The organism is Bradyrhizobium diversitatis, assembly GCF_016031635.1.
In the GTDB taxonomy this organism is placed as follows: Bacteria; Pseudomonadota; Alphaproteobacteria; order Rhizobiales; family Xanthobacteraceae; genus Bradyrhizobium; species Bradyrhizobium diversitatis.
The window spans coordinates 1-24,913 of sequence record NZ_JACEGD010000064.1; the positions used below are offsets into that span (position 1 = coordinate 1).

At 63.9% G+C, this 24,913-nt stretch carries 24 protein-coding genes; 9 read left to right on the top strand and 15 right to left on the bottom strand.

All coding sequences use genetic code 11. The features are described 5' to 3' along the window. From H1B27_RS37735 to H1B27_RS37765, 7 genes are all read right to left on the bottom strand, one after another. Nucleotides 1-224: transposase (locus H1B27_RS37735; RefSeq protein ID WP_197965443.1), on the bottom strand; the 224-nt coding region annotated here is incomplete at its 3' end. Nucleotides 225-328: 104 nt separating this feature from the next. Continuing rightward, complete coding sequence (locus tag H1B27_RS37740) at nucleotides 329-2,707, bottom strand: TonB-dependent receptor (RefSeq protein ID WP_197969532.1); 2,379 nt, start codon at nucleotides 2,705-2,707, stop codon at nucleotides 329-331. Between the two features lie 145 nt (nucleotides 2,708-2,852). Beyond that, nucleotides 2,853-3,269, bottom strand: a complete 417-nt coding sequence (locus H1B27_RS37745; RefSeq protein WP_197969533.1) for a DUF2946 family protein — start codon at nucleotides 3,267-3,269, stop codon at nucleotides 2,853-2,855. Nucleotides 3,270-3,412: 143 nt separating this feature from the next. Next, on the bottom strand, nucleotides 3,413-5,476 hold the full coding sequence (locus H1B27_RS37750; RefSeq protein WP_197969534.1) for a hypothetical protein: 2,064 nt from the start codon (nucleotides 5,474-5,476) through the stop codon (nucleotides 3,413-3,415). Nucleotides 5,477-5,618: 142 nt separating this feature from the next. Next, nucleotides 5,619-8,432 (bottom strand): DUF4159 domain-containing protein, encoded by a 2,814-nt coding sequence (locus H1B27_RS37755; protein ID WP_197969535.1) that lies wholly within the window; start codon nucleotides 8,430-8,432, stop codon nucleotides 5,619-5,621. After that, nucleotides 8,429-9,373 carry a DUF58 domain-containing protein gene (locus H1B27_RS37760; RefSeq protein ID WP_197969536.1) on the bottom strand — a complete coding sequence of 315 codons (945 nt, stop codon included), beginning with the start codon at nucleotides 9,371-9,373 and terminating at the stop codon, nucleotides 8,429-8,431. Before H1B27_RS37760 ends, H1B27_RS37755 begins: the two co-directional genes overlap by 4 nt. Continuing rightward, a complete protein-coding gene (locus tag H1B27_RS37765; protein ID WP_061878544.1) occupies nucleotides 9,373-10,371 on the bottom strand; it encodes an AAA family ATPase in 999 nt (332 codons plus the stop codon). Before H1B27_RS37765 ends, H1B27_RS37760 begins: the two co-directional genes overlap by 1 nt. Nucleotides 10,372-10,655: 284 nt before the next feature. Here H1B27_RS37765 and H1B27_RS37770 point away from each other — a divergent pair, with 284 nt between their 5' ends. The 6 genes from H1B27_RS37770 to H1B27_RS37795 all read left to right on the top strand — a co-directional run bounded on the left by H1B27_RS37770 (nucleotide 10,656) and on the right by H1B27_RS37795 (nucleotide 16,141). Then, nucleotides 10,656-11,267 (top strand): DUF1285 domain-containing protein, encoded by a 612-nt coding sequence (locus tag H1B27_RS37770; RefSeq protein ID WP_061878543.1) that lies wholly within the window; start codon nucleotides 10,656-10,658, stop codon nucleotides 11,265-11,267. A gap of 38 nt (nucleotides 11,268-11,305) precedes the next feature. After that, nucleotides 11,306-11,941, top strand: coding sequence for a CoA pyrophosphatase (locus H1B27_RS37775; protein WP_376709027.1), 636 nt, complete (start codon nucleotides 11,306-11,308; stop codon nucleotides 11,939-11,941). Further along, nucleotides 11,938-12,201 carry a DUF6111 family protein gene (locus tag H1B27_RS37780; protein WP_197969538.1) on the top strand — a complete coding sequence of 88 codons (264 nt, stop codon included), beginning with the start codon at nucleotides 11,938-11,940 and terminating at the stop codon, nucleotides 12,199-12,201. Before H1B27_RS37775 ends, H1B27_RS37780 begins: the two co-directional genes overlap by 4 nt. A gap of 10 nt (nucleotides 12,202-12,211) precedes the next feature. Continuing rightward, the gene (locus H1B27_RS37785; protein WP_197969539.1) at nucleotides 12,212-13,468 is read left to right on the top strand and encodes a CCA tRNA nucleotidyltransferase; all 1,257 of its coding nucleotides are present in this window, start codon (nucleotides 12,212-12,214) and stop codon (nucleotides 13,466-13,468) included. Beyond that, a complete protein-coding gene (locus H1B27_RS37790) occupies nucleotides 13,465-14,235 on the top strand; it encodes a sulfite exporter TauE/SafE family protein (RefSeq protein WP_061878539.1) in 771 nt (256 codons plus the stop codon). The genes H1B27_RS37785 and H1B27_RS37790 overlap by 4 nt, the downstream gene beginning before the upstream one ends. A 229-nt stretch (nucleotides 14,236-14,464) precedes the next feature. Next, on the top strand, nucleotides 14,465-16,141 hold the full coding sequence (locus H1B27_RS37795) for an autotransporter outer membrane beta-barrel domain-containing protein (protein WP_197969540.1): 1,677 nt from the start codon (nucleotides 14,465-14,467) through the stop codon (nucleotides 16,139-16,141). 76 nt (nucleotides 16,142-16,217) lie between these two features. Here the strand turns inward: H1B27_RS37795 and H1B27_RS37800 are convergent, their stop codons facing one another. The 4 genes from H1B27_RS37800 to H1B27_RS37815 all read right to left on the bottom strand — a co-directional run bounded on the left by H1B27_RS37800 (nucleotide 16,218) and on the right by H1B27_RS37815 (nucleotide 17,600). Next, complete coding sequence (locus H1B27_RS37800) at nucleotides 16,218-16,544, bottom strand: GcrA family cell cycle regulator (RefSeq protein ID WP_197969541.1); 327 nt, start codon at nucleotides 16,542-16,544, stop codon at nucleotides 16,218-16,220. 39 nt (nucleotides 16,545-16,583) lie between these two features. Then, the gene (locus tag H1B27_RS37805; protein ID WP_197969542.1) at nucleotides 16,584-16,760 is read right to left on the bottom strand and encodes a hypothetical protein; all 177 of its coding nucleotides are present in this window, start codon (nucleotides 16,758-16,760) and stop codon (nucleotides 16,584-16,586) included. A gap of 159 nt (nucleotides 16,761-16,919) precedes the next feature. After that, nucleotides 16,920-17,225, bottom strand: a complete 306-nt coding sequence (locus tag H1B27_RS37810) for a hypothetical protein (protein WP_061878535.1) — start codon at nucleotides 17,223-17,225, stop codon at nucleotides 16,920-16,922. Nucleotides 17,226-17,384: 159 nt separating this feature from the next. Beyond that, nucleotides 17,385-17,600 carry a dodecin family protein gene (locus tag H1B27_RS37815; protein WP_061878534.1) on the bottom strand — a complete coding sequence of 72 codons (216 nt, stop codon included), beginning with the start codon at nucleotides 17,598-17,600 and terminating at the stop codon, nucleotides 17,385-17,387. Between the two features lie 722 nt (nucleotides 17,601-18,322). On the opposite strand from H1B27_RS37815, the gene H1B27_RS37820 reads away from it, so the two are divergent. Further along, nucleotides 18,323-18,595 carry a type VI secretion protein gene (locus H1B27_RS37820; protein WP_245311972.1) on the top strand — a complete coding sequence of 91 codons (273 nt, stop codon included), beginning with the start codon at nucleotides 18,323-18,325 and terminating at the stop codon, nucleotides 18,593-18,595. Between the two features lie 1,484 nt (nucleotides 18,596-20,079). Here the strand turns inward: H1B27_RS37820 and H1B27_RS37825 are convergent. Further along, the gene (locus H1B27_RS37825) at nucleotides 20,080-21,144 is read right to left on the bottom strand and encodes an SDR family oxidoreductase (RefSeq protein WP_197969543.1); all 1,065 of its coding nucleotides are present in this window, start codon (nucleotides 21,142-21,144) and stop codon (nucleotides 20,080-20,082) included. Between the two features lie 383 nt (nucleotides 21,145-21,527). On the opposite strand from H1B27_RS37825, the gene H1B27_RS37830 reads away from it, so the two are divergent. After that, nucleotides 21,528-22,049 carry an HD domain-containing protein gene (locus H1B27_RS37830; protein WP_061878529.1) on the top strand — a complete coding sequence of 174 codons (522 nt, stop codon included), beginning with the start codon at nucleotides 21,528-21,530 and terminating at the stop codon, nucleotides 22,047-22,049. A gap of 91 nt (nucleotides 22,050-22,140) precedes the next feature. Here H1B27_RS37830 and H1B27_RS37835 read toward each other — a convergent pair whose 3' ends face one another. The 3 genes from H1B27_RS37835 to H1B27_RS37845 all read right to left on the bottom strand — a co-directional run bounded on the left by H1B27_RS37835 (nucleotide 22,141) and on the right by H1B27_RS37845 (nucleotide 24,421). Then, on the bottom strand, nucleotides 22,141-22,557 hold the full coding sequence (locus H1B27_RS37835; protein WP_082821981.1) for a RidA family protein: 417 nt from the start codon (nucleotides 22,555-22,557) through the stop codon (nucleotides 22,141-22,143). A gap of 224 nt (nucleotides 22,558-22,781) precedes the next feature. Next, nucleotides 22,782-23,156, bottom strand: coding sequence for a hypothetical protein (locus H1B27_RS37840; RefSeq protein WP_197969544.1), 375 nt, complete (start codon nucleotides 23,154-23,156; stop codon nucleotides 22,782-22,784). A gap of 416 nt (nucleotides 23,157-23,572) precedes the next feature. After that, the gene (locus H1B27_RS37845; protein ID WP_197969545.1) at nucleotides 23,573-24,421 is read right to left on the bottom strand and encodes an SDR family NAD(P)-dependent oxidoreductase; all 849 of its coding nucleotides are present in this window, start codon (nucleotides 24,419-24,421) and stop codon (nucleotides 23,573-23,575) included. A gap of 281 nt (nucleotides 24,422-24,702) precedes the next feature. On the opposite strand from H1B27_RS37845, the gene H1B27_RS37850 reads away from it, so the two are divergent. Beyond that, nucleotides 24,703-24,913, top strand: a 211-nt coding sequence (locus H1B27_RS37850) for a transposase (protein ID WP_376709026.1), incomplete at its 3' end; no start/stop codon positions are given.

Consider the following 24,913-nt stretch of genomic DNA (forward strand, 5'->3'; position numbering starts at 1 on the left):
ATGCCCTTCTTGGCCCATCGATTGAAGCGGTTGTAGGCTGTTGTGTAAGGGCCATAGCGCTCCGGCAGATCGCGCCAGGGTGTCCCCGTACGCAGGACGAAGAAGATGCCGTTGAGCACCTTGCGATCATCCGGCCGCGGCCGGCCATTCTTCTTGCCTTCCGCCCCAGGTAACAGCGGAGAGATGATTGTCCACTCGGCGTCTGAAAGATCAAAGCGGGCCATCAGGACCTCCCTTTTGGGAAGCCTTGAATCACTCCGCCTCGTCACTCGCAAGGGGTTTGAGTACAGAACCTAGCCCCTCCCGCACAATTCATGGCGTATAAGTGCTAGAACTTGAAGTTCGCGAACGCCCGCACGCCGATTCCGGGCAACAGCACCTGGTCCTTGTTGAAGGAGACGGCATTGCGGATGTTCTCGTTCAGCAGGTTGTTGCCGACGAGCCCAACATACATCTCGCGCGCGCCGAACCAGCTTTGATGGAGCTTCGTCCTGTAACTGACCTCGGCCTTCAGCAGGTTGTAGCCGGGCGTCGGCGTCTCCGCGATCGGTGCGATGTCGTTTTGCGCGAACGCGTGCAGCAGGTTGATCCGGGCAAACCAGTCGGCGTCGCGATAGTACACACCACCGCCCAGCCGCTGGGGCGGAATGCGTGGCACGTTGGTGCCGTCGTCGAAGGTCGCGCGCACGATGTCGTACTGACCCTCGATGCCCCAGATCCCGTTCCAGACCGGCATTACGTCGTACTGGAACTGGAATTCGCCGCCACGAAATGTCGCGTCGCGCTGCGAATAGACCGCCTGATTCAGTTCGAGGCCCGCGCCAAGCTGGCAAACGCCGTCCTCACACGTGTTGCCGGTCAGGCGCCGGTAGATAAAACCGTTGAACTTGGTGTAGTAGCCGGTGATTTCGAAGCGAAGCGGCCCTACCGCCCGTCGCAGTCCCGCCTCGACCGACTTGGCGGTCTCGATGCCGAGATTGGGATTGCCTATGTCGAAAGTAGTGGTGGCATCGTGGCCGCCGCGCGAAAACAATTCCGCCGGTTTCGGCGCACGCTCGACATATTGGCCGGTAATGCTCGCGACCAGATCCCAAGGAAGGTTGTGGATCAGGCCGATGCTCCCGCTCACCGGCGTGAAGTTGCGGTTGACCGCCGATGCGGGGCCGATCGCGGCAGGATCGACAGTGAGGTCGAACACATCGGGGACGAAGGCTGGCGCCGTTCCGCTCAACCTTGCGTTCTCGACGCGCCCGGCGATCTGAGCCTTGGTGGCTTCGCTGAACTTGAACTCGTTGAAGATGTACCCGGCGACCTTTGTGTTCTTGTTCGGATCGAATAGTCCGTTGATCGGGCTACCTGGATCGTCCGGACTCGGCGCGGTCAGCTTCTGGTGCGACGCCTGAACGCCCACAGCGGTGGTCAGCGCAGCAAAGCGGACGTCGAACGGCGCAAGTTGGACCTCGACGCGGCCTTCCTGTTCCTTGTTGGTGAAGGTTTGTCTCACGCCGAGGGAGGTGAGATCGGCAGAGTCGGCGAGCCCGATCTCATCGTGTTTATAGTCGGTGGCCCCAGCCCAGAACCGGATCGCATCGATCGCCGCAGCGTCCGGCCGATACTCGCCTTTTGTCGTGAACTTTGTTTGTCGTCCGTCGATCCGCGTCAGGAACTCGCTGCCTTCGATACCGGGAATGTGGTAGAGCGCGTTATGCTGCGTGATCGCCGCGCCAACGTAGCCGCCATCGAAGATGTAGGAGCCGCCGACAGATCCGCCGTAGGCCTGCGATGCCGAATTCGGCTGGCGTCCGTTGAACGGCAGCGTCGGGTCGGTCAAGAACGGGTAGCTCGGGATGTTGTAGTCGCCGGCCTTGCGGCCAAAGGCATCGGCATGGACGGCAAAGTTACCGCCGCCGGCGTCGAGCAGCATGGCACCTTCGACCCCGCGATCGACCGACGTCACTGCCGTCCGTGTTTCCGCGGTGATGCAGCCAGGCGATCCGACGTTTGCCAGCGGCGCCTTGGTCGGGAGTCCGTAAGTCGGAAAGGGCGCCGTGCAGGAGGGCAAGGCATCTGGAATTCGATTGTTGGTTGCGCTGACCACGCCGCCGATCGCGGTGGAGCCGTAGCGTAGCGTCGCCGGTCCGCGGATGACCTCCACCTGGTTGGTTGCCAGCGGATCAATCGGCACGAAGTGATCCTCGCCGAGGTCGGACGCGCCGTTGCTGCCCGTTCCGTTCTCGACGATGCCAACACGGTTGGTGTCGAGGCCGCGAATGATAGGGCGGCTGGATGCGCCGGGTGCGAATTCAGAGCCGGTGATGCCCGGCTTCGAGAACAGGAGGTCGCCGAGCGTGCCGCCGCCGTTGCGGCGAATCTCCTCGTTCGGCACCACGGTGACGGTCGCGAACTGATCGGTCACGATCGGCAGCACGCCTTGCTGAGGCGCGGCAGGCGCCGGGGCTGCCGGCGTTGCTTCCGCCGTTTGCTCGCGGCTGCGCACCCGCGCGGTCCGCGTGCCGCGGCCGGCGTTGCGGGACGGCACCACCGCTCTGCGCACGATCGGGCTCGGCGCCGTCACGGTGACGGCTGGGATTTCCGTCGATGATTTGTCTTGGGCCGGCTCTTGAGCGAAGGCGGGCGTGGCGGCAGCGCCGAGCAGGAGCAGGCTTGCTCCGCCAAGACGTTGCGCGCGTCGCGATTTGAATGACATTGTCCTGATTCCAGTCAGGCGCCGTCCGGATGATGGTCTGCTGATCGGAGGCGGCCTGCCGTCGCGGCGCGACGGAATTCGACTTCAACTTGTCCCGGCCATTCGCCTGCAAGCGGCGAGGCTGGGCGTGATCAAGCGTTGGAAGTCAGGACGCGGGAGGGGCGCGAGGCTGGAATGCTGTGCCTGCGGATCTCAGATGGACGAATTCGGCATCCGTGGTGCGGCGGAGCAGCTCGATCGCCTGCGGCAGCTGCAACAGAGGCGGCGTCGCGAACAGGATCGTGCCCGCCATCGCGACGACGGCGCAGATCGCGCAATTGTCGTCGGCGGGATGCTCGCGGTCGGGTCCGGCGGGCGATTGTTTCTGGACGGCTGCGCGGTCGACCGCAGCTTGATCCTTGGCACTGTCTTTGAAGCCGTCGGTCTGCTGCAGCGAGGATTGGGCGAGGGGCGCAGCGTGCGCGAACCAGTGGCTGTGGCCGAATGTCAGCGCGAACTGCACCAGCATCGCGAACAACGCGAGCCGGGCGCCGTGCCTGATATGCGACCGGAACCACTTCATCTGGAAACGCCACCCCCACGTCGCGGGGCATCAATTCCTGATGTCGCGACGTTATAATGTAACATCGCTCGATCGGTCTGCAGATGTCAACGGCTGGTCGGGCTGCGCATGCAGTCGGCCTGTCCGATGTGTCGTTCGGGCAACTAGCGCCCCTCGCGGACCCAGGTCGCGGCGAAGGCGCCGAGCAGCAGCAACAGGCCGATCAGGCCGGAGAAGATCGGCAGCACGCCGACGCCCTTCACCACGCTGGCGTCGCGCATCCGCACGCCCATCCAGCCGTCGCCGTGGAACACGCTGGCCGAGCGCACCGGCAGGATGCGCGGCAGCTCGACGCTGGAGCCACTGGCCACGCGCACGGCGTCGCCGCCCGTTGCCTGCGTCAGCGGCCTCAAGGTATCGACCGTGGAGGTGACTTCCGAAAACTCCTTCGGATTGGTCGGGCCGACATTGATCAGCGCCTTCAGCGTGCCGTCGGTCGCCTGCCACAGGCCGAGCTCGTTCGCCGGCAGGCTGGCGCGCCACTCGCCGGGATCGGCAGCAGCCAGCGTCAAGTCGTGCGACACGCCCGATGGCGAGGTCACGCTCACCGGCTGGACGCTGTCCGCCATGGTCTGACGCATCACGACGAGGTCCTTGCCCTGCACCTGGAGCCGCAGCGCTTCCTCGTCCAGATCAGGCTGCTTCATCAGCCAGTGCGACGTCCGCCTGAGCAGATCGAGATGTGGTCCGCCGCCCTCATAGCCGCGCGCCCACAGCCAGATGTGATCGGAGAGCAGCAGCGCGACGCGGCCCTCGCCGAAGCGCGACAGGAACAGAAGCGGCTTGCCGTCGGCGCCGGTCATGACGGGCGGGTTGACGGCATTGCGGGTGTCGACGGTGCGGAAGAACCGGCTCCAGTGCGGCGGCTCGCTCGCCGAGCCCTCCAGCCCGCGCGTGACCGGATGGCGTTTGCCGACGTCGGACAGATGCGCATAGAACGGCTTTTCCGTCACGCCGACCGGCTCGGCCGGCAGCACCGAATCCAGCGGCGTGCGCCAGATGCTGGTGTTGGAGGCGTAGTCGGGCCCGGCCGAGACCAGCACCGCGCCGCCCGAGCGGACATAGCGCGCGATGTTGTCGAAATAGGCGATCGGCAGTACGCCCTGACGGGCGTAGCGGTCGAAGATGATCAGCTGGAATTCGTTGATCTTCTGCTGGAACAGCTCGCGCGTCGGAAACGCGATCAGCGACAATTCGTTGATCGGCGTGCCGTCCTGCTTCTCCGGTGGGCGCAGGATGGTGAAGTGGACGAGGTCGACGCTGGCGTCGGATTTGAGCAGATTGCGCCAGGTGCGCTCGCCCGAATGCGGCTCGCCCGAGACCAGGAGCACGCGCAGCTTGTCGCGCACGCCGTCGATGGCGACGACGGCGCGGTTGTTCACCGGCGTCAATTCGCGTTCGAGCGGCGAGGCCTCGATCTCGACGATGTTCGGACCGGCATGCTTGATGTCGACATCGACGCTGGCGGCCTGGCCGCTTCCCAGCGTGCGCTCGTTGATGACCTCGCCGTCGCGGCGGATCGTGACCCTGGCGCGCTCGCCGGAGACGCCCTGGTCGTCGAGCCGGTAGTTGATGGTCTGGGTCTGCCCGACGATGCCGAAGCGCGGAGCCGCCGTGATCGCGATGCGGCGGTCGCGCTCGTCCTTCTGTCCCGTGACCAGCGCGTGCACCGGCGCCTGGAAACCGAGCGCGGCGGCGTTCGCCGGAATGTCGTGGACGCGGCCGTCGGTGATCAGGAACGCGCCGGCGACGCGGTCGACCGGCACGTCCGCCAAGGCCGAGGCGAGGGCGCCGAACAGTTTCGTGCCGTCGGTCTCGCCGTCGGCCTGTCCGGCCTCGACGACGCGGACTTCGAGGCCCTTGATTTTCTTCAGGCTGTCGACCAGCGCTTCCTGCGCCTGGGCGGCCTCACGGTTGCGGTTGCCGAAATTCTGGCTCGGGCTCTTGTCGACGACGACGGCCGCCACCGAGGTGAGGGGATCGCGGTCCTCGCGGGTGAAGGAGGGATTGGCGAGCGCCAGCAGGACCAGCGCCAGCGCGGCCACGCGCACCGCGGCGCCGCGCGCGCGTGCCAGCAGCAGCACCAGCGCAATGACGACGATCGCGGCGAGCGCGAGCCACAGCACGATCGCGGGAACAAGTGGCGTGAATGCGATGCCGTAGTTCATGGCGTCACTCTCTCGGCATCGTCATCGCCGGGCTTGTCCCGGCCATCCACGCCTTGCCACATGGCACGAAGAACGTGGATGCCCGGGACAAGCCCGGGCATGACGGCTTCTGTTTGACGGATATCGAATTTCAAAGCTCGCATCATTGCCCCAGCCGTTCGATCAGCGCCGGAGCGTGCACCTGGTCGGCCTTGTAGTTGCCGGTCAGCGTGTACATCACGATGTTGGCGCCGGCGCGGTAGGCGAATTCGCGCTGGCGGGGGTCGCCGCCGGTCACTGGCAGCATGGCCTGTCCGTCGGGCCGCACCGCCCAGGCGCCGGCGAGATCGTTCGACGTGATGATGATCGGCGAGACGCCGTCGCCGCCGCGCGCCGGCCGCTGCGCGCTGTCCTCGTCCTCTTCGCGCGGCAAGGTCTCGACCCAGGTCTGGCCGGCGGTGAAGCGGCCCGGGAAGTCGCGCAGCAGATAGAAGGTCTTGGTCAGCACGTGCTCGCGCGGCACGGGCTCGAGCTCGGGCACGTCGAGCGAGGAGAGTATCTCGCGCAGCGTCTGCATGCCCGGGGTCTGCGACGCCCCGTTCGCGCCGGGCGGCGCCTCGATCGCGTCGCGGGTGTCGAACAGCACGGTGCCGCCCTGCTTCATGTAGGCATCGATCTTGTTGATGGCGTCCTGCGGCGGCTTCGGTGCGCCCGGCACGATCGGCCAGTAGATCAGCGGGAAGAAGGCGAGCTCGTCGCGCGCCGGGTCGATGCCGACGGGATCGCCGGCCTCGAGCGCGGTGCGCTGGGCCAGGAACAGCGTCAGCCCGTTCATCCCCGCCTTGACGATGGAATCGACGTCGGAATTGCCGGTCACGACATAGGCGAGTCGCGTCTGCGACACCGCCTTCATCGCGAACTCGTCCGCGGCGCTGTCGGCGCGCGCCGGCGTCGGCGCAAACGACATCAGGCCGGCGAGTGCCAGGGCGAACACGATCATTGCGGGCGCGGCGCGGCGGCGCAGCAGCGCGGCAATCCCGCCGCCGAGCACCGCGACGATGATGGCGTCGACCAGGAACAGGGCGAGCGCGGTGGACAGCAGCCAGCCGCGCAGGTCCCGCGGTTCGGCATTGGTGTAGGTGGCGTGCCGGGCGCGCAGGCTCGCGGTGTTCAGGGCCGCGATGCGGTCGGCGGCAGCAAGCGTGTTCACGGCAAGCGGTCCTTCTGCCGGACCATAGAAGCCCGGCGGATGATCGGGTGTGGCCCGATCGCGATAATCGGCAGGTAGTGGTTTTGCGGTCGCCGGCGGCGGGCCGAACGCGCCGAAACCGTCGAGGATGTGCAGCGGCGCCACCGTTTCAGTGGTCGCCTCGCTGGCAACGCCGGCGCCGGGCTTGGCGGTGTAGCCGGACATGTCGACCACCCGCCGCAGCATTTCGACGAAAGTGCCCGACATCGGCAGGTCCGACCAGCGCATGTCGGCGCTGACGTGGAACAGGCTGACGAGGCCCTTGCCGCGATGCTCGCCGGTCACCAGCGGCGTGCCGTCTTCCAGCGAGGCCCAGCTCTTGGTGGCGAGCACGGCGTCGGGCTCCGCCAGCACCTGGCGGCTCACGGTGACGTCCTTGGGGACCACGACGCCGGCAAACGGGCCGTCGGCCGCGAACGAGGCCAGATGCTGCGGCTTCTCCCAGGTCAGGCTGCCGCCGAGCGTCCGGCCGCCCTTGCGCAGCTTGACCGGCACGAGGTCGTCCTCGGCCTGTGCCAGCCGGGGGCCGGCGAACCGCACCAGCACGCCGCCCTGGTCGACCCAGGCATTGAGGCGCTCGCGGAGTTCAGGGGAGATGGTGCCGACATCGGCGAGGATGATCATCGGCAGCTTCTGGTCCAGAAATTGTGTGATGCCCTGTTGCGGCGAGCCCTTGTCGGCAAGCCGGACGTCGGCGAACGGCGCCAGCGCGCGGGTGAGATAGAAGGTCGGCGCCAGCAGCGGCTGCGCGGTCTCGCTGGTCGAGCCCGAAACGATGCCGATGGCGCGGCGGCGCCAGCGCTTGTCGAGCAGCTGCACCGCGCCGGCGGAGCGCTCGCCGGAGATTTCGAGCCGGGTGATGTCGTTGCGCAGCTCGACCGGCAGATCGAATGCGGCTTCGGTCTCCTTGTCCTGCGGGCCGAACGAATAGCGCGCTTCTCCGATCGGCGAGGCCTTCTGGTCGAGTGCGCGCACGGTGCCGACCGCGATGCCGCTGTCGGTGCGCAGCACCTTCACGGTCATCTTCGCCGCAGCGTTCTCGGCCGCGACCAGCGCCAGCGGCGAGGAGGTGCCGCCTTCGAACACGGTCAGGCTGCGATCGCCGATGGTCTTGCCGAGGCCCTGCACGAAGTCTTCGCCGCGGCCGGTGTCGACACCGTCGGAGAGCCAGGCGATCTCGCAGTCGCCGGTGACTTTGAGGAAACGGTCGACCGCGGCCAGCGTCTCGACGCGGTCGATCGAATAGGGCTTCGGCGCGAGTTGCCGCAGCGCGACGCGCGCCGCACCCGCCGGCATCAGGGTGATGTCGCGGTTCGGCTCCGACAGCGGCACCAGCGCGATGGCGCGGCTGTCGTTGTCGGCATTGGCGATCAGCTCGTCGGCGGTCCTGATCCTGACGTCCCAGTGCGATGCGGCGCTCCAGCCGTCGTCGAACATGATCATCAGCGGCGCCTTGCTGCCGGCGCTGCCTGTTTGCGGATTCCAGATCGGGCCGGCGGCGGCGAAGATCACCAGCGCGGCGGCGAGCAGGCGGAGCGCCGTCAGCCACCACGGCGTCCGCGAGGGCGTCTCCTCCCTGGGGGCGATGTCGAACAGCAGGCGCGTCGGCGGAAACTCGATGCGGCGCGGCCGCGGCGGCATCACGCGGAGCAGCCACCACAGCACGGGCAGGCTGACGAGGCCGATCAGCAGCAGCGGTTGGGTGAAGGCGAGCGGCAATCCCATCATGCGGCCGGCCCCGCCTTGATCGTCGTGGTGCGGGCGCCCGACTTGCTCACCTGCATGCCGGCATGCAGGAACAGCAGCAGCTCGGCGGCCGAGCGGTCGGTCGCGTGCGTCGTGAACAGCCAGTCCAGCTTGTTGGTCTCGGCCCGGATCTGGTCGCGATGCAGGGCGAGCCGCGCGGTATAGTCCTGTGCCCAGCTCTCGGCGCGACCGGCGGTGATCACGCCAAAGCCTTCGGGCTCGACGAACTCGACGCGGCCGGAATAGGGAAACGACTCCTCGGCCGGATCGACGACCTGCACCATCGTGCCGTGCGCGCCGGAGCCGGAGAGCCCTGCGAGCATCGTCCTGATCTCGGAGATCGGCGACCAGAAATCCGACAGCACGATGATCTCGGCCAGCGCTGCAGGCACGAAGGACGGCGGCAGGCTCAGCCGGTCGGCATCGTCATGCAGCATCGCCTGCGCCATCCTGTCGATCACGCTGCGGCTTGCGGTCGGCGCCATCAGCCCCGGGATGCCGACGCGCTCGCCGCCGGCGACGAGCAGCTCGGCCAGCGCGAAGGCCACGATCAGCGTCCGCTCGAGCTTGGACTCGCGCGCGGTCTTCGAGGCGAACGCCATCGAGGGCGAGCGGTCAGGCCAGATCCAGACCGTGTGCGAAGCTTCCCATTCGAGCTCGCGGACATAGAGATGGTCGTCACGGGCCGAGCGGCGCCAGTCGACATTCTGCGACGGCTCGCCCGAGACGAAGCGGCGGTACTGCCAGAAGTTTTCGCCGGCGCCGGCGCGGCGCCTTCCATGCAGGCCGTGGATGACGTTGGCGGCGATGCGGCGGGCCTCGAGCACCAGACGCGGCAAGGAAGCTGCGAGCGTGCGACTTTCGCCATCGGCACGTCGGATCGCCAGTGTTTCCTTCGCTGCGCGTCCGTTCTCCGCTGCCATCAACCGATCCGTGTCTTCAATTGCCGGATCACGTCCGGAATCGTACGGCCTTCGGCGCGCGCCTGGAACGTCAGCGCCATGCGGTGCTTCAGCACGGGTTCGGCAAGGTCGAGCACGTCGTCGACCGAGGGCGCGAGGCGTCCGTCGATCAGTGCACGTGCGCGTACGGCCAGCATCAGCGATTGGCTGGCGCGCGGGCCAGGTCCCCAGGCGATGAACTTGCCGGTTTCGCCGGCGTCCGGACCCGGGCGGGCCGAGCGCACCAGCGACAGGATCGCCTCCACGACGGAATCGCCGACCGGCAGGCGCCGGATCAGCCGCTGCGCGGTGATCAGCGCATCCGCGGTCATCGAGCCCCTGGCCAGCGTTTCCTCCGCGCCGGTGGTCTCGAACAGGATGCGGCGCTCCGCATCGCGATCGGGATAGTCGACGTCGATCTCCATCAGGAAGCGGTCGAGCTGGGCTTCGGGCAGCGGATAGGTGCCTTCCTGCTCCAGCGGGTTCTGCGTCGCGAGCACGTGGAACGGCTTGGGCAGATCGTGCCGCGCGCCGGCGACGGTGATGTGCTGCTCCTGCATCGCCTGCAAGAGCGCCGATTGCGTGCGCGGGCTGGCGCGGTTGATCTCGTCGGCCATCAGCAGCTGCGCGAACACGGGGCCGGCGATGAAGCGGAAGGCGCGCCTGCCCGCGGTGCTCTCGTCCAGCACCTCGGCGCCGAGAATGTCGGACGGCATCAGATCGGGGGTGAACTGGATGCGCTTGGCGTCGAGACCGAGCGTGACGCCGAGCGTCTCCACCAGCTTGGTCTTGGCGAGGCCCGGCACGCCGATCAGGAGCGCATGGCCGCCGGAGAGAATGGTGACCAGCGTGTTCTCGATCACGCGATCCTGGCCGAAGATGACGGAGGCGATCGCTTCCTTTGCGGCCCGAATCTGGCTCGACACCTGCTCGGCCGAACGGACGATCCCGTCCTCGAGTTTCTCGACACTCTCCGCCATTCGCTCGCTCCTTCAGCCTGCCACGCGGCTTGCCTGCATCGTCACGTCAGCACGTCACGTCGGGTCATCACGTCACGTCATCACATCACGTCATGGGCCCCATGCTAGACTTGCAGGAAGGCCATGTATTCGTTGAATTAACCTATCCCCACCTTATCGGCTTCGGGGTATGTACGGCATCACGAAGTGGCGACCTCCACACCGGACTATTCCGGATGGAACCGCACACCCGAGTACAACGTAGACCTGCACCAATCGTGCCAATCACAGAGTCAGGGCAAACCATGGCGAACCAAGGGCAGAGCGCCGATCGCGGTCTCGAGGGGCTGACTGCGGCCGCCAAAAGCGCTGCCAATGCCGAAGGCGCCAAAAAGGGGCTGCCTCCGGTGCATCTGTGGAATCCGCCGTTTTGCGGCGATCTCGACATCCGAATCGCATCCGATGGTACTTGGTTCTACTTGGGAACGCCAATCGGACGTCCTGCCCTGGTCCGCCTGTTTTCGACCATCCTCAAGCGCGAGGGCGACAAGCATTTCCTGGTCACGCCGGTGGAGAAGGTCGGCATCCGCGTCGATGATGCGCCGTTCATGGCGGTCGAGATGCAGAAGGACGGCGAGGGCAACCATCGCGTGCTGCGCTTCCGCACCAATGTCGATGACTGGGTCACCTGCGATGCCGGACACCGGCTGCGTTTCGAGCAGGCACGGGATGGCGGGCTGACGCCATACTTGCACGTCCGCGCCGACCTCTGGGCCAAGGTCACGAGGGCGCTCTATTACGATCTGGTTGACATGGGCGAGGAGCGGATGGTCGATGGCCAGCCGATGTTCGGCGTCGAGTCGGCCGGCGAATTCTTCGCCATGGCCGATGCGGAGCAGGTGAGGGCCGCGCTTTGAATTTGAACAAGCCTATCCTGACGAACGCGCCCGTCGCGATGGGAGCCGAGGATTTCTTCGCCCGCTCGCGGGCGAAGCTCGGCTTCGACGTGCCACCGGGCCTGTACGATCCGAACATCATTCCCGCCTCGGGCGATCCTGGCACCGACAAGATGCTCGAGATCATCGCGCGCGAGCAGCCGGTGCGGCCGGCGGCGGTCCTGATCGCGGTGGTCGACCATCCCGAGCCCACCATCCTGCTGACGCAGCGCTCGGCCCATCTCAACGACCATGCCGGTCAGATCGCGTTTCCCGGCGGCAAGATCGACGCGACCGATTCCTCGCCGCTGGATGCGGCGCTGCGCGAGGCCGAGGAGGAGGTCGGGCTGTCCAGGGACTTCGTCGAGCCGCTCGGCTATCTCGATCTCTACGGCACCGCCTTCGGCTTCCGCATCCTGCCGACGGTAGCTAAGGTCAGGCCCGGATTTTCGCTGACCATCAACCATTCCGAGGTTGATGATGCGTTCGAGGTGCCGCTATCCTTCCTGATGGATCCGGTGAATCACCAGGTGCACAGCAAGGAATTCCGCGGCATGGCGCGGTCCTATTACGCGATGCCGTTCGCGGAACGCTACATCTGGGGTGCGACGGCCGGAATGTTGCGTGTGCTGTATGAGCGGATCTATTCATCATGATCCGGACGGTTCTGACCGAGATCGGAATCTTCCTTATCCCCTTTGCCGTCTATGCCCTATTCCTGGCCGCAACGCGGTCAGGCCTGTTCGAACGCTCCTCATGGCCGGTCACCGTCGTTGCGCGCCTCACCCTGGTCGCGCTCGCGCTCGTGATCGCCGGCCTGATCGGCCTTGCCCAGTACTCCGGCGCGCCGCCGGATTCGACCTACGTTCCCGCCCATATCGAGAACGGCAAGCTCGTGCCGGGCGCAGAAAAATAGGGGCCCATCGATGAGCGCCGAGCCGCTACTCGCCCATGCGCCCTGGCTGACCGCAGGCGGGACCGCGCGTGTCCTGCAACTGCTCGGCACCGATGGCGAGCAGGCGCGGGTGGTCGGCGGCGCCGTCCGCAATGCGCTGCTCGGTCTCTTGCCCGGCGACATCGACATCGCGACCACGGCGCGGCCGGACGAGGTGATGCGGCGCGCCAAGTCCGCCGGCATCAAGGGCGTGCCGACCGGCATCGACCACGGCACAGTCACGCTGGTGATCGACGGACATCCCTATGAAGTCACCACGCTGCGCGAGGACACCGAGACCTTCGGCCGCAAGGCCAGGGTCGCGTTCGGCCGCGACTGGGTGAAGGATGCCGAGCGGCGCGACTTCACCATGAACGGCTTGTCGGTCGATGCCGATGGTGTCGTGTACGACTATGTCGGCGGCATCGCCGATGCGAGAGCCCGCCGCGTGCGCTTCATCGGCGATCCCGGCCAGCGCATCGCCGAGGATTATTTGCGCATCCTGCGTTTCTTCCGCATCCACGCCGCTTTTGGTGCCGGCGAGCCCGACCGCGACGGCTATCTCGCCTGCATCCGCGGACGTGCGGGCCTGGCTAGCCTCTCGGCCGAGCGGGTGCGCATGGAGATGCTGAAATTGCTGGTGGCCGGCGGTGCAGCCGCGGCCGTGCTGGCCATGGCCGAGGGCGGATTGCTGCAGGCGCTGATCGGCGGCGTCGTCTATACGGGCCCGCTGGCGACAATGATCGCGATCGAGCGCGAGCTCGGCCTCACCGCGAGCAGCACGCGGCGCCTGGCCGCGCTGTCGGTCGCCGTCACCGAAGACGCCAAGCGCGTCGCTGCGCGCTTGCGGCTCTCCAACGCCGAAACCAAGGCACTGGATTCGATGGGGCACCGCTGGTGGCGCCTGGCCGCCAAGGACGAAGCCAATGCACGGCGGCTGCTCTACCGGCTCGGGCCTGAGCGCTATCACGATCGTGTCTTGCTGGGCTGGGCGAGGAACGGCGGCGACGTCACCTCGTCGCGCTGGCGGGCGCTCGCCGAGCTGCCGCAGCGCTGGATCGCGCCGAAATTTCCGCTCAAGGCCGCCGATTTCATCGCGCGCGGTCTGGCCGAAGGACCCGCGCTCGGACATGTGTTGACGCTCGCGGAGGACGCCTGGCTCGCGGCGGATTTCCCCCTGGACGAAGCCGCGCTCGCCGCTATCGCCGACCAGGCTGTGGCCCGCGTGAGCCGCGATCAGACAACGTGACCATCGTCTCAGGCTTCGCCGACATCTCGCTTCTGCAGCTCCTGCTGGTCGCAACGATGGCGTTGTTTGCATCGGTCATCGGTGGTCTCGCTGGCTACGGCACCGGCGCCCTGATGCCGCTGGTGCTGGTGCCGATGGTCGGCGCCGAGCCCGTGGTGCCGATCATCGCGATCTCCGCGATGTTCACCAATCTCAGCCGCGCCATCGCTTATCTGCGCTACGCCGACCGCCGCCGCGCGCTGATCGTGCTCGCCTGTGCGGCACTGACGACGGCGCTCGGCGCCTACGGCTATACGCGCCTGACCAGTGCGGGCGCGGCGCTCGTGATCGGCACCATGCTGATCCTGAGCGTGCCGCTGCGCCGCGTGCTGCGACGGCGCAGCGTGCGGATCGGCGACACCGGCCTCGCCGCCGGCTCCGTCGGCTACGGCGTGCTGGTCGGCGGCACCTCGGGTTCCGGCGTGATCCTGCTGTCGCTGTTGATGGCCACGGGGCTCGAAGGCGCCGCCGTGATCGCGACCGATGCGATGATCTCGCTCGGCACCGGCCTCATCAAGATCTCGGTGTTCGGCCTCGCCGGCGCCGTGACGGCGCAGGTGCTCGCCTTCGCGCTTCTGATCGGCGGCATCGCAATCCCCGGGGCATTTCTCGCAAAGGCCTTCGTCGAACGGATGCCGGTGCACATCCACGCCGCGATCCTCGACGTTGCGGTCATCACGGGCGGGCTGGTGATGATCTCGGCCGCGGCGAAGCAACTCGTCGCGTAGATGACGCCGGTCGGCGTTCGCGCCCGGACCGCCGTACTCGCAGACGTCGACCCCGAGCACAAGCCGGAAGCGGCCTGGCCGTCCTCGGCCGCTTGGTTCAGTCAGGCCGTGTTCGCTTGGCGGCTAAACTGATGTCGCGCCCCGCGAGTTGACCTTCGTCAATAATCCCGCTCCGATTTGAGGATCATGCGCGTTCTGGGGTGGTCGTCTGAATCGCGGAGAACTTGCCATGTTCAAGTTTAAGCGCGTTCCATTTACCCCTGGTGATCTGACCAATCATCAATGGGGTACCGATGACGTCCTCGCGGGTGACCCAACTCAAACGATCTTGATCGGCGAAGCTGGCGGCAGCATGTTCGATTTTTCGAGGGGCGGCAACGATACCTTCACCGGGCCCTCGTTAGCGGGGGGCGCCCCCATCCACTACACTTTCTACGGTGACGCGGCCGGCGACTTGTTCGATTTTGCTCGTGGCGGCGACGATACCTTCACGTTCGCTTCCCCGAGCAACACCGCTTACGGCGACGCGGGCGATGACATGTCCGACCACAGTAAGGGCGGCAACGACATTTTCAGCGGAACTGGCCCCGCGACCAACACTTTCCATGGCGATGCGGGCGGCGACATGTCCGGCCATGCTCGGGGGGGCGACGATACCTTCACGGGCGGCAGCGGTGGCGGCATCAATACTTTCTACGGCGATGCGGGCGGCAGCATGTCCGGCCATGCTTGGGGCGGCAACGACACTTTCACGGGCAGTGCCTTCACCTCAAACGTCTCCTATGGCGATGCTGGCGGCAACATGTCGGGCCACGCTCGGGGCGGCAACGATACCTTCACGGGCGGCGCCTTCTCGTTCAATACTTTCCATGGTGATGCCGGCGGCGACATGTCCGGCCATGCTCACGGCGGGGACGATATCTTCACGGGCATCATCGACCTCCCTGCTCCCTCCTCCAACACGTTCTATGGCGATGCTGGCGGCAACATGTCAGGTCACGCTCAGGGCGGCGGCGATGCCTTCACGGGCTCCAGCAAGGCCTCCAACGCCTTTTACGGCGATGCGGGCGGCAGCATGTCCGGCTATGCTCAGGGTGGCAACGACGGCTTCACCGGCGGCAGTCTTGCCTCTCACGTTTTCTATGGCGATGCCGGCGGCGACATGGCCGGCCATGCTCGGGGCGGCGACGACATTTTCACCGGAGGTAACGACTCTACCAACACTTTCCATGGCGATGCGGGCGGCGACATGTTGGGCTGTGCTCGGGGCGGCGATGACACCTTCACGGGCGGCAACAGCTCCCTTACTGGCTCCACCACCTTCTACGGTGACGCGGGCGGCGACATGTCCGGCCGTGCCCAGGGCGGCAACGACGCCTTCGCAGGCGGCGACAGCTTCGGCCCTGGCTCGACGAGCAACATTCTTCTCGGTGACGCGAAATCCATGTCCGGCTGCGCCGAGGGCGGCGACGATACTCTTGTCGGCGGCAGCAACTTCGGCACTGGCTCGGCGAGCAACATTCTCTTTGGTGACGCGGAATCCATATCCGGCTGCGCCGAAGGCGGCGACGATATCTTGTTCGCGGGAACCGCGGCCCCCGGCGGGACAGTCAGCAATGAGATGTGGGGTGACGGATTGTTGCTAGGCGGCGCTGATGGCGGCCGAGATCTGTTCGTGTTCAAGGACGATGGCCCGGCGACAGTCGGGACCCAGAACACCATCGAAGACTTCAGCCAGAGCCAGCATGACCGGATCAAGTTCAGCAATGTGGCGGGCGTGCACTCATTCAACGATCTCGTCATCACCCAATCCGGAACTGACACCCTCGTTACCGCGGGAGCGGATCAAGTGACTCTGCACAACTTCGCAGGTTCGCTCACAGCAAACGACTTCCTGTTCGCCTGAGACGAGATGCATTGGCCCGAACCCATCGAACTGGGCGAAGACACTGACGGAGCACAAGGACGCTCGTGGTTGTCGCTTAGCCGGTGTTTCTGACCGCCTCGGCCAGAATGGCGTAAAGCTGCTGCCTGCTGAATTCCTTGGGCTGCTGCCTCTCCGCTCTCCTCGACGACACCTTGTGTGTGACCGGACGGGGGCAGGGTGCCGACGACGGCCTCAGCTTCGGGGCCGGCCTTATCTTGGGCCGTGCTGTGGGCGACTTGTGGCCACGCTTCAGGCCAAGACGGGTCAGCATGCCGCAGACCGCGTTGCGACTGCAGCCGAGAGGGCGCGCAATCTGCGCCGCGCTCTGTCCTTCGAACCAGAGCCTTTTGAGAAGCGCTATGTCTTTTGCATCCCAGCTCATGAGAGAGATTATAGCGCCGACTGCCGGATGCGGGCTAGTCTAGTCTTCGTCGGGCTCGCGCACGACCGCCGGTTCGTCAGCATCCCCGTCCTCATCGTCGTCTTCGTCCTCCTCGTCTTCATCGGGATCCCGGGGCGGCATCACGACGCCCATGAGCATGAGTGGTGTCCAGCCGTTCGCTGCGGTGGAAAATGGTTCGGAGGTGTGTTGCTTCATGTCGTTGCTGCTCCTCGAAAAGCACGCGCCGTCGAATATTCCCGCCGGGCGGTGCGCGCATGTCCAGGGCGCGATCGGTGCAGGCGCGAGGATGACATCAGGTCGATGACGCGAGCAACGGCCGCACCCACCACGCAACTGGTGACGTTTGGGCTATTTTCAAACCCGAAGCCCATTTTGCTCTATGTCCACCAAGACCTCGCCGGTGGTGACTTCGGGAACCCCAAGATCGAGGTCATGAAGACTCGCCTGAACAAAGGCGAGTATCTTGGCGTTCGCTGCGTTGGCGCTTTCGCGGTCATCAAATATCATCACGGCGATACCGACACCGTCGCCCGCGTCCATCACATGGTAGGATCTGAATCCCTGCGATTGCCTCAGGATCTCACCGACGCCGCTCTTGGCGCGACGCGCGGCGTCCGCGACCGAACGAACCCTGGTGTACTTGCGAATGACCATGTACATGGGGCCACCACGCGCCACACGCCCCTCACATCAAAGCATATCGTCCCAGTCGGACCAGGGCAACTTTCGGTACGGGCGACATCGTCCGGCCGGGCGCCGCGCAACGCGCTTTTCCAATGAGCCATCCTCGCCCCGCAAGTGGGGGCGAGGTGCCGAGGCTCAGGAGCCCTCGAACTTGAACGATACGTTGAGCTTGGCGCGATAGGCCTCGACCTTCCCCTTGTCATCCAGTTGCATATCGAGCTTGACGACCTCTGCAACTCGAAGATCTCGGAGAGATTTTGCAGCTCGTTCGACCGCATTGGCGGCTGCCTTCTCCCATGAGTCCGTGCTGGTACCGACCAGTTCGATGACCTTGTAGACGCTATCGGGCATGTGGTCCTCCTATTGGGCAGGAGCAGGAAATCTAGCATCGGTATCTCGACGCTGATACGTCTCTGGAGATGACGCCGAAAGGGTCTGATTGGCTGTCACTTTCCTGCTTGCCAAACCTGGCGTCCGATCAAGCTCACCGGAAGCCAGGAGATTGCCTGTTGTAGTGGGCGCAACGTCACGCGAAGCAACCCCTGTCGCAATCGACCATCGGCCAAGATTGGCCTCGCTAGTTGGTGAGGGGGGTGCTACACAGCCGGCATCACCGCACGCGATGTGGCTGTTATCGGTGACTGAGAGCTTTGCGCTCCCGCCTCCATCCGAAAGAAGGCGGTCAGATGTCCAATCAGGTCAAATTCGACATTCGTGAGTGGCTGGTGCCACCACTATTGGTGCCGATCTTCCTCGTGTTGCTGATCGCGATCGTGGCCGTTCTATGAGCGGCAGGTCCGCTCAATGGGAGCCGCTTTCAAGCAAGGACTTGAGCCAGGGCGTGAACCGAGACAGGAGGCGGGAATGGCAAATACAGCAGTGATCAGGGATGCCTACGGCGTTCCGGCGATTTTCGTGGGTTCGAAAACAGGTCGGGACGATGCTCCCTTTGTTTTCGTCAGGGTCGGAGGCGAGGAGCGCAGGATGCGCTGGTCCGAATGGGATGCTCTACCGGCCTGGACCGGCGAGCGCCCCGTTTGGGCGAGCGGAACCAAATAGCGATGGAGTTCAGCATGAGGATGGCTCGACCAGGCACATGGATCGCGGCGCTTTTGCTGGCATCGGCGCTGGGCACATCCACGCCTGCAGCTCTTGCCGCGGAGCCGAACTGCCGTGCGATCGAAAGCGCCAACGCGCGCCTCTCCTGTTACGATGCGGCTTTTCCTCCCAAAACAGGGCGGCCCGCCAAAACCACCGTCGATTCGTCGTCCGGCTACAAGGACCCGTTTCTCGACGAAGAAGCCCGAACCGCCGCGAAGCTGAAGAATATTTGCCGCGATTGCTGAGTGGCACCGACCGCGGCGCGCTCCTGAACGTCGCGCTCCAACTCAGAGGGCCAGCTGAATGACGAAAGAAGATGCGAAGGGGAGCCGCGTGCTTCACCAACGAAAGCGCGCGGTTCATCTGGCCGGTGCGGTACTGGACGATAGGGCCGACGGTTCCGCGAGCTCGAAGAACCAATCGACGAGAAAGCAGCACCTGCTTGATGGGCCCACGGAATTCAGAGAGGTCCGGGTCGATCGTTCAAACGAGACTTCAAGCGACGAGGATTGATCCAATCAGCAGCAAACCCGTGCATCTGCGGTTGGGTTCCTGCGCGACGCGAAACAAAGCGCTCGCTATCCAGCAGATAAGGGAGCATTGTCTCGCTACCGCCGAGCGGCCCGCAGCATTTACCGGTGGTGTGAACGCGCGTTGCGCTCCCGCTCAACCCCGCAGCGGAGCATCAAACATGTCGGCTCGCCGATCCCCGGAACCAACATCGACATTCGAATACCGCCTGGCACAAGAGGCACTCAACCTTCGTCAGCAGGCCACAGGGATGCCCCTTGGCATCCGCCGCACAGAGCTTTTGCGGAAAGCCCGGCAGATCGATGCTGCCGGGGAGGTCAACAAGTGGCTGACCTCGCCGGGACTGCAGCCGCCAGGTTGAGATTTGCAGCATGATCCGGAGAATTGTGCATCGGTTCTCCGAAAGGGATCATGCTCAAACGACAACCTGGAGCGCGATGACGATTCATCCTGATCACATCGCTTTTCAGGTCGCGCTATGGCCGGATGTGATGAACCTTGGCACGCAACGCGGCGACTAACTCTTGTCGGGATTTTACTCTCACCCTCCCGGGGCTGGAAGGACGCCGCCTGCGCTTTATTTCAAGCGGGCGGCGTTTTTGCGTGCGTCGGCAAGCCGCCCGATGCGACGTCTGGAGGCTGAAAGCGATTTCATGCGGCTTTCGAGGAACGCCGCTTGGAGATCGGCTTTAAGCTCAATCACCTTTTCGGATTCCTGGGCTGCTATGGGTGACTGAGAGCTCGTTGCTCCCGCCTGCAAGCAGCGGGATGCACATGTGCAACAAGTGCGACCAGATCGACAATGAGATCGAACAGTTCCGCCGATTGATATCGCCGGGAATGGACGCGCTCAGCCTTTCGATGATCCGATGCGCCATCGAATTGCTGGAGGCTGACAGGGCGGCCGTTGATTGCAGCGGCAGTCTGCACCAGCCAGCGCGCCGGAGTTCGCGACCGTCTTAGATGCCCTGTTGCGAAGCAGGCACGCGGGCTTCCGGCGCCGAAGGCGCGGATCAGATGGCCGTCGCGTATGCAGCTCTGATGGATCAGTTGGTGGATCCTGGCTGAACAACGAGGCGTCCACCGTCACGGCGGCTGTCAGTGGTGAACCGGACGCGGCGCTGACTTCGCCTCGACTATCGTTGATCCCAAAGCGAAAGTTCCGCTCGGTTCGAACACCTCGAGCGAGCCGCCTCGTTCACGGTATGATTCGCTTCTCTCGCAGAGTCGTGAACAGGTCGAAGAAACTTTCGTCCGTCGCCTGATAGTCGAGGAATCCGAGCCGACGACTCTTGCCCATGTCGGTGACAACCTCGATCGGCCGGCCGAGGTCCCCATCGGTGTGCCACGCAGACGCCAGTCGGTTGAGATCCGGTTCTGCCAAATGATGCTTCCGGGCGATGTCGGACCAGATCGGGGGAGCGTCGCTCATCTGTCGCTCAAGCGGAAGGCGCTCGCTCGGAAGCGCTGCTGGCTGCAGTCCGAACCAGGCTGCCAGGCGCCCCCACATCCACTTCCAACGGAACACGTCCCCGTTGACAACATTGAAAGCCTGATTGCGGGCAGCATCTGTCGTGGCCGCCCATTCCAGATGTCTGGCCAACAGTCTGGCGTCCGTCATATCCGTTAGCGCGTTCCACTGAGTTGCGGAGCCTGGAAACAGAAAAGGCCGTCCGATCTCGCGGCAGATCGTGGCATACGCAGCGAGCGTCGTGCCCATGTTCATGGCATTCCCGACGGCATAGCCTATGATCGTGTGTGGCCGGTGAATGCTCCAGCTGAAGCCGTCTCGTTTCGCCGCCGCGAACACCGCATCTTCCTGGGCATAATAGAAATTCTCAGTATCGAGCCGAGGCTGGTCCTCTCGAAACGGCGTGGCGATCAAGCTGCTTTGACCATAGGATTCGAACGGCCCGAGATAGTGCTTGAGGCCGGTTACGAGTGCGACGTGCCTGACCGACCGGGCAGATGACAATGCGTCCAGCAAGTTGCGCACCATCGCAGAGTTGATCAGGATATTCTCTGCCTCCGTTTTCTGTGCAAGCCACGTGGTGAAGAAAACATGCGTGGGATGCAGGTCGCGCAGCGCCGATCCGAGCGACGCTGGATCCAACAGATCAACGGCGATCGGCAACATACCTGCGATATCAATTCCTGGCCTGCGCGCCAGCCCGGACACTGACCACCCGCGCTCCAGGAGATGTCGGGCAAGGTTGTTGCCCACTATGCCGGTTGCTCCTGCGACAAGTGCGGAACGTTCCATCTTCGGACCCTTTGCGATCCATTCGAGATGGGGCGCCGATGAAGCGCGAGCAATCCGAATCCCTGTTTCGTGATGTTGCGAGTTGGTCCGGTTTTGGGCCCTTGGCCGATCTTGGTCGATGCGCGGCGAGGCCTGCGTCCTGAAGGTGACCCGAACAGGGCGCTGCGAGCGGGCAAAGGCGGCCTTTGACCCACTACGGTCAACGAGACTATCGTATAGTTATCGCCAAGGAATGCGTCGGCTCGAACGATGAGGTGCACGCGCGTGTATCGCTAGACTATATGAACGGGAAAATTGCGAAGGTCGCAGCTGTAGCGGACATCATCGCAAATCAAGCTGACTTACTGCGAAAACCGAGTGTCTCAGGCTGACCGGAGGGTCGAATGCTGAGGGTCCTTGATGCGGGCTTATTGGTCAAACAGTACTTGGGCGACACGCCAAGAGCCAATCACTCGCGCTTTGTTGCCCACATCATGCGGGAGCTTGCTCCGACCTTTTCTGCCTCCGCCGATCTCTGGGAGGTCGTTGGGCTATGCCATGATCTCGATTACTTCCACACATCCAACAACTTGAGCCAGCACGGTCTCGTAACCGTCAGCTGGCTTGGCGACAACATTCCCGTTGAGGCTCAGCATGCGATCGCGGCGCACGATCACCGCACAGGCGTGCAGGCTAACACGACGCTCGCCGACATGCTGAAGATGGCGGATGCCGTTGCCATCATCGACGAGAGATTAGGACGCGGCGCGATTTTGGGTGCGGACCGCGCGGAACCTTACACGGCGCTGCGCCGCCAACTCGGCGCTCGCTCCTACTTAAGCGATATTGTTGAGAGATACTCAGAGAAGCACGCAATTTCCTTTGATCGCATCGTCGAGATCGTTGCCCTTGCACCGAAGCAATAGTGGCTGTCCCAGATACAACGATGGCAGCGCATCATGACCGCTTATGACCCGGAGCTGACGTTGTCGGGCAATGCGCGTGACGTTTAATCGTCTAGGCTTTTGCAAGATAAACTACAGATGGTTCCACCTCGACAAGAAATTCATCGTTCGCGAGGCTTGGCACTCCAATCCATGTAGCACACGGCGGATCGTCACCGAACATTGCTCTGAGTGCGCCACTGATGGCCTCGCCCTCGTGCATATGGCTTTGCTTTATGTAGAGCCGCAATGCACCGACCTGATCAAGTTTTGCGCCTATCGATGCAAGTGCGACAGCGAGGTTCTCCAAGCTCTTTCGGAGTTGGCGCCCGATATCTCCCGCACCAACGATCTTTCGATCGGCGTCCCAGGCGACTTGGCCGGACACGTGCACGGTGTCACCGAAGGGCGTCGGGATAACCACCACTTGCGCGAATCCATAATGTAGGCTGTCAAAGATACCGGTCGGAGAATGTACCCGTCGGCTCATGGGCGCTCCTTAGTCAGGGTGGCCCAATCAGCTACGCCACCGCTCTGCAAATAGACCACATGAATATATAAGGGAAACTTCGGTTTTTGGCCCATCGCGTTGGTGGACGCAGTACAGCGGCAGGTCTGGACTCTGGGGCGGAGCAGAAGTCATCGCCTCCGGTGCGGACCGCCGCCTTTGACCCAAGCCGACTCCGACGTTGCCGCGTACATTCCAATTTTTTGCTAGTTTGGCGTCCGGTGAAGCTCTCCGACCGCAAGCAGGCCGAACTTGCCAGCATCCTTCGCTTCACCAAGATCGAGATTGTTCACGACGCGCGAGAAGCAAGCGATCATTGTTTCGGAATTTTTCTCAGTCAGAGTAAAATTCCAAGTCTCTACCCACCTCCCATTGCGATCTTCTCCCGCGCTTGAGGCAAATATCACGGCGTTGGTCATATAGGCCTGATATTGAAACGAGCCCGGCTTGACCTCTTCTCCGCCAAAATACGTTAGCCCGCTGTTGATTGATGCGTATCCTAAACGGCGACTTCGCATATGCAGCCTTAATTCGCTCGTCGGAAGCAGGATCTTTGCTCGAACCGCTGTAGGCGACTTCAAGCTTACCTTCCCACGTTCCTTCGAGCGAACTGCTGCCTTGTCCGGCGGTGGAATGCAAAAATGCGATTGCGGAGACGAGCGCCGAAATTGGCATGAAAACAACTCGACGGATTTGCAAGGGCCCCTCGCTGGTCGCGACCTACATTGGAATTCGGCGCAATGATGAGAATGCCACCTTAAGTAGCCGCGAGCTAGAGCGCTCCCTGAACATGGTGAAATGTCCGGTAATGGCCCGTCGCGTTGGTTGGCACACCGCGGCGACATGTCTGGAGCGAGAGGCAGAGCAGAAGTCGTCTTACTCGGGGGGGCGACCGCCGCTTTTGACCCGGAGCGGACATGGCGTGATGACTAACAGAATCGTCTCAGCTCCATCACCCCAATAAAAACACCGATCGGGTAGGAGAAAGTCTGCGCACTCAACGCTTCGGGGTGCGCCCGCGGATATGGTCAAAGCCTTGCTTGATTCCGGCGAAGCGCGCTTCGACTATCGGCTCAAATTCGAGGTCGGTGAAGATATAGGGCCAGTCGTTTTCGACGCCTTCGCGGACGAGTTCGCCGACATAGAGGGGGTCGATACCTTGAGTGACGCGTTCCCGGATCTGATTGATCCGTTCGGCAATCGGGCCCGAAGTCGGCGGGGCTCGGACTGCCCCCTCGAAGCGCTTGGGGAGGTTGCGGCTCGAGTTCATGATTTGAGTGCGGATGTACCCGGGACACAGTACCGATACGCCAATTCCGCGGGGCGCGAGCTCTTGCCGCAATCCCTCGGACAGCGCGACAACGCCATACTTTGAAACGTTGTATGCAGTGCTCGCTCCTGAAATGACGCCTGCGATCGAGGCTGTGGAGACGATATGTCCACCCTCGCCATGCTGCTCGATCAACGGCCCGAAGATCTCGATCCCCCAAATGGTCGCCATCAGGTTGACGCCCAACGTCCAATTCCACGCCGCATCGGTCCAGCTGCCGTAGGGCCCACCACCGCCGACGCCCGCGTTGTTGACGAGAATATGCACCTTGCCGTAGCGGGCGGTCGTGGCTTCTGCGGCCGCCGCGAGTTCGGCTTTGAGCGAGACGTCTGCCTTCATGCCGTCGACATCGACGTTGGTGAGCCGCAGTTGCTCGAGCGCTGCGGACAGCGCGGCCTCTTCAATGTCGCAAAGCATCACTTTCGCCCCAGCCTGGGCGAAAGCGGTCGCAATCCCCAATCCAATGCCGGACGCCGCACCGGTCACGAATGCCGTCTTTCCTGCCAGTTCCTTCACGCGCATTCTCCCCGTGCGAGCGGACACGACAGCCAACAACGCCAAGTTTTACCTGACACTCACCGCACTTTCAAACGATTCGGAAGTATGCGGGATGTCCGTTTTGGAACGTGGCTGAGCTCAGCCCAGGCCGGGCGACATCCGCTCCCAAGAGATGATCCGACCAACGGCATGCGGGCTCCCGAGGGCAGCCTTTGACCGATATTGTTGCAAAAGTCAGTTGAGACGAGCCAGCAAGCGTGATTCCGTTGTGTTGACGCGAATCGCGACGAGGTCGATCCATGATGGGCCGTCTGAAGAGTGACCAAGGTCAACTGTTCTACGAGTTTCATCTCAGCGATGTAGTTCCCGAAGATCATCTGGTGCGGAAGATCGACACTGCTCTCGATCTATCCTGGCTTCGCAGCGAACTTGCTCCTCATTATTCGTCCATGGGTCGCCCGTCGATCGATCCGGAGCTGATGATCCGGATGTTGATCGTAGGGTATGTCT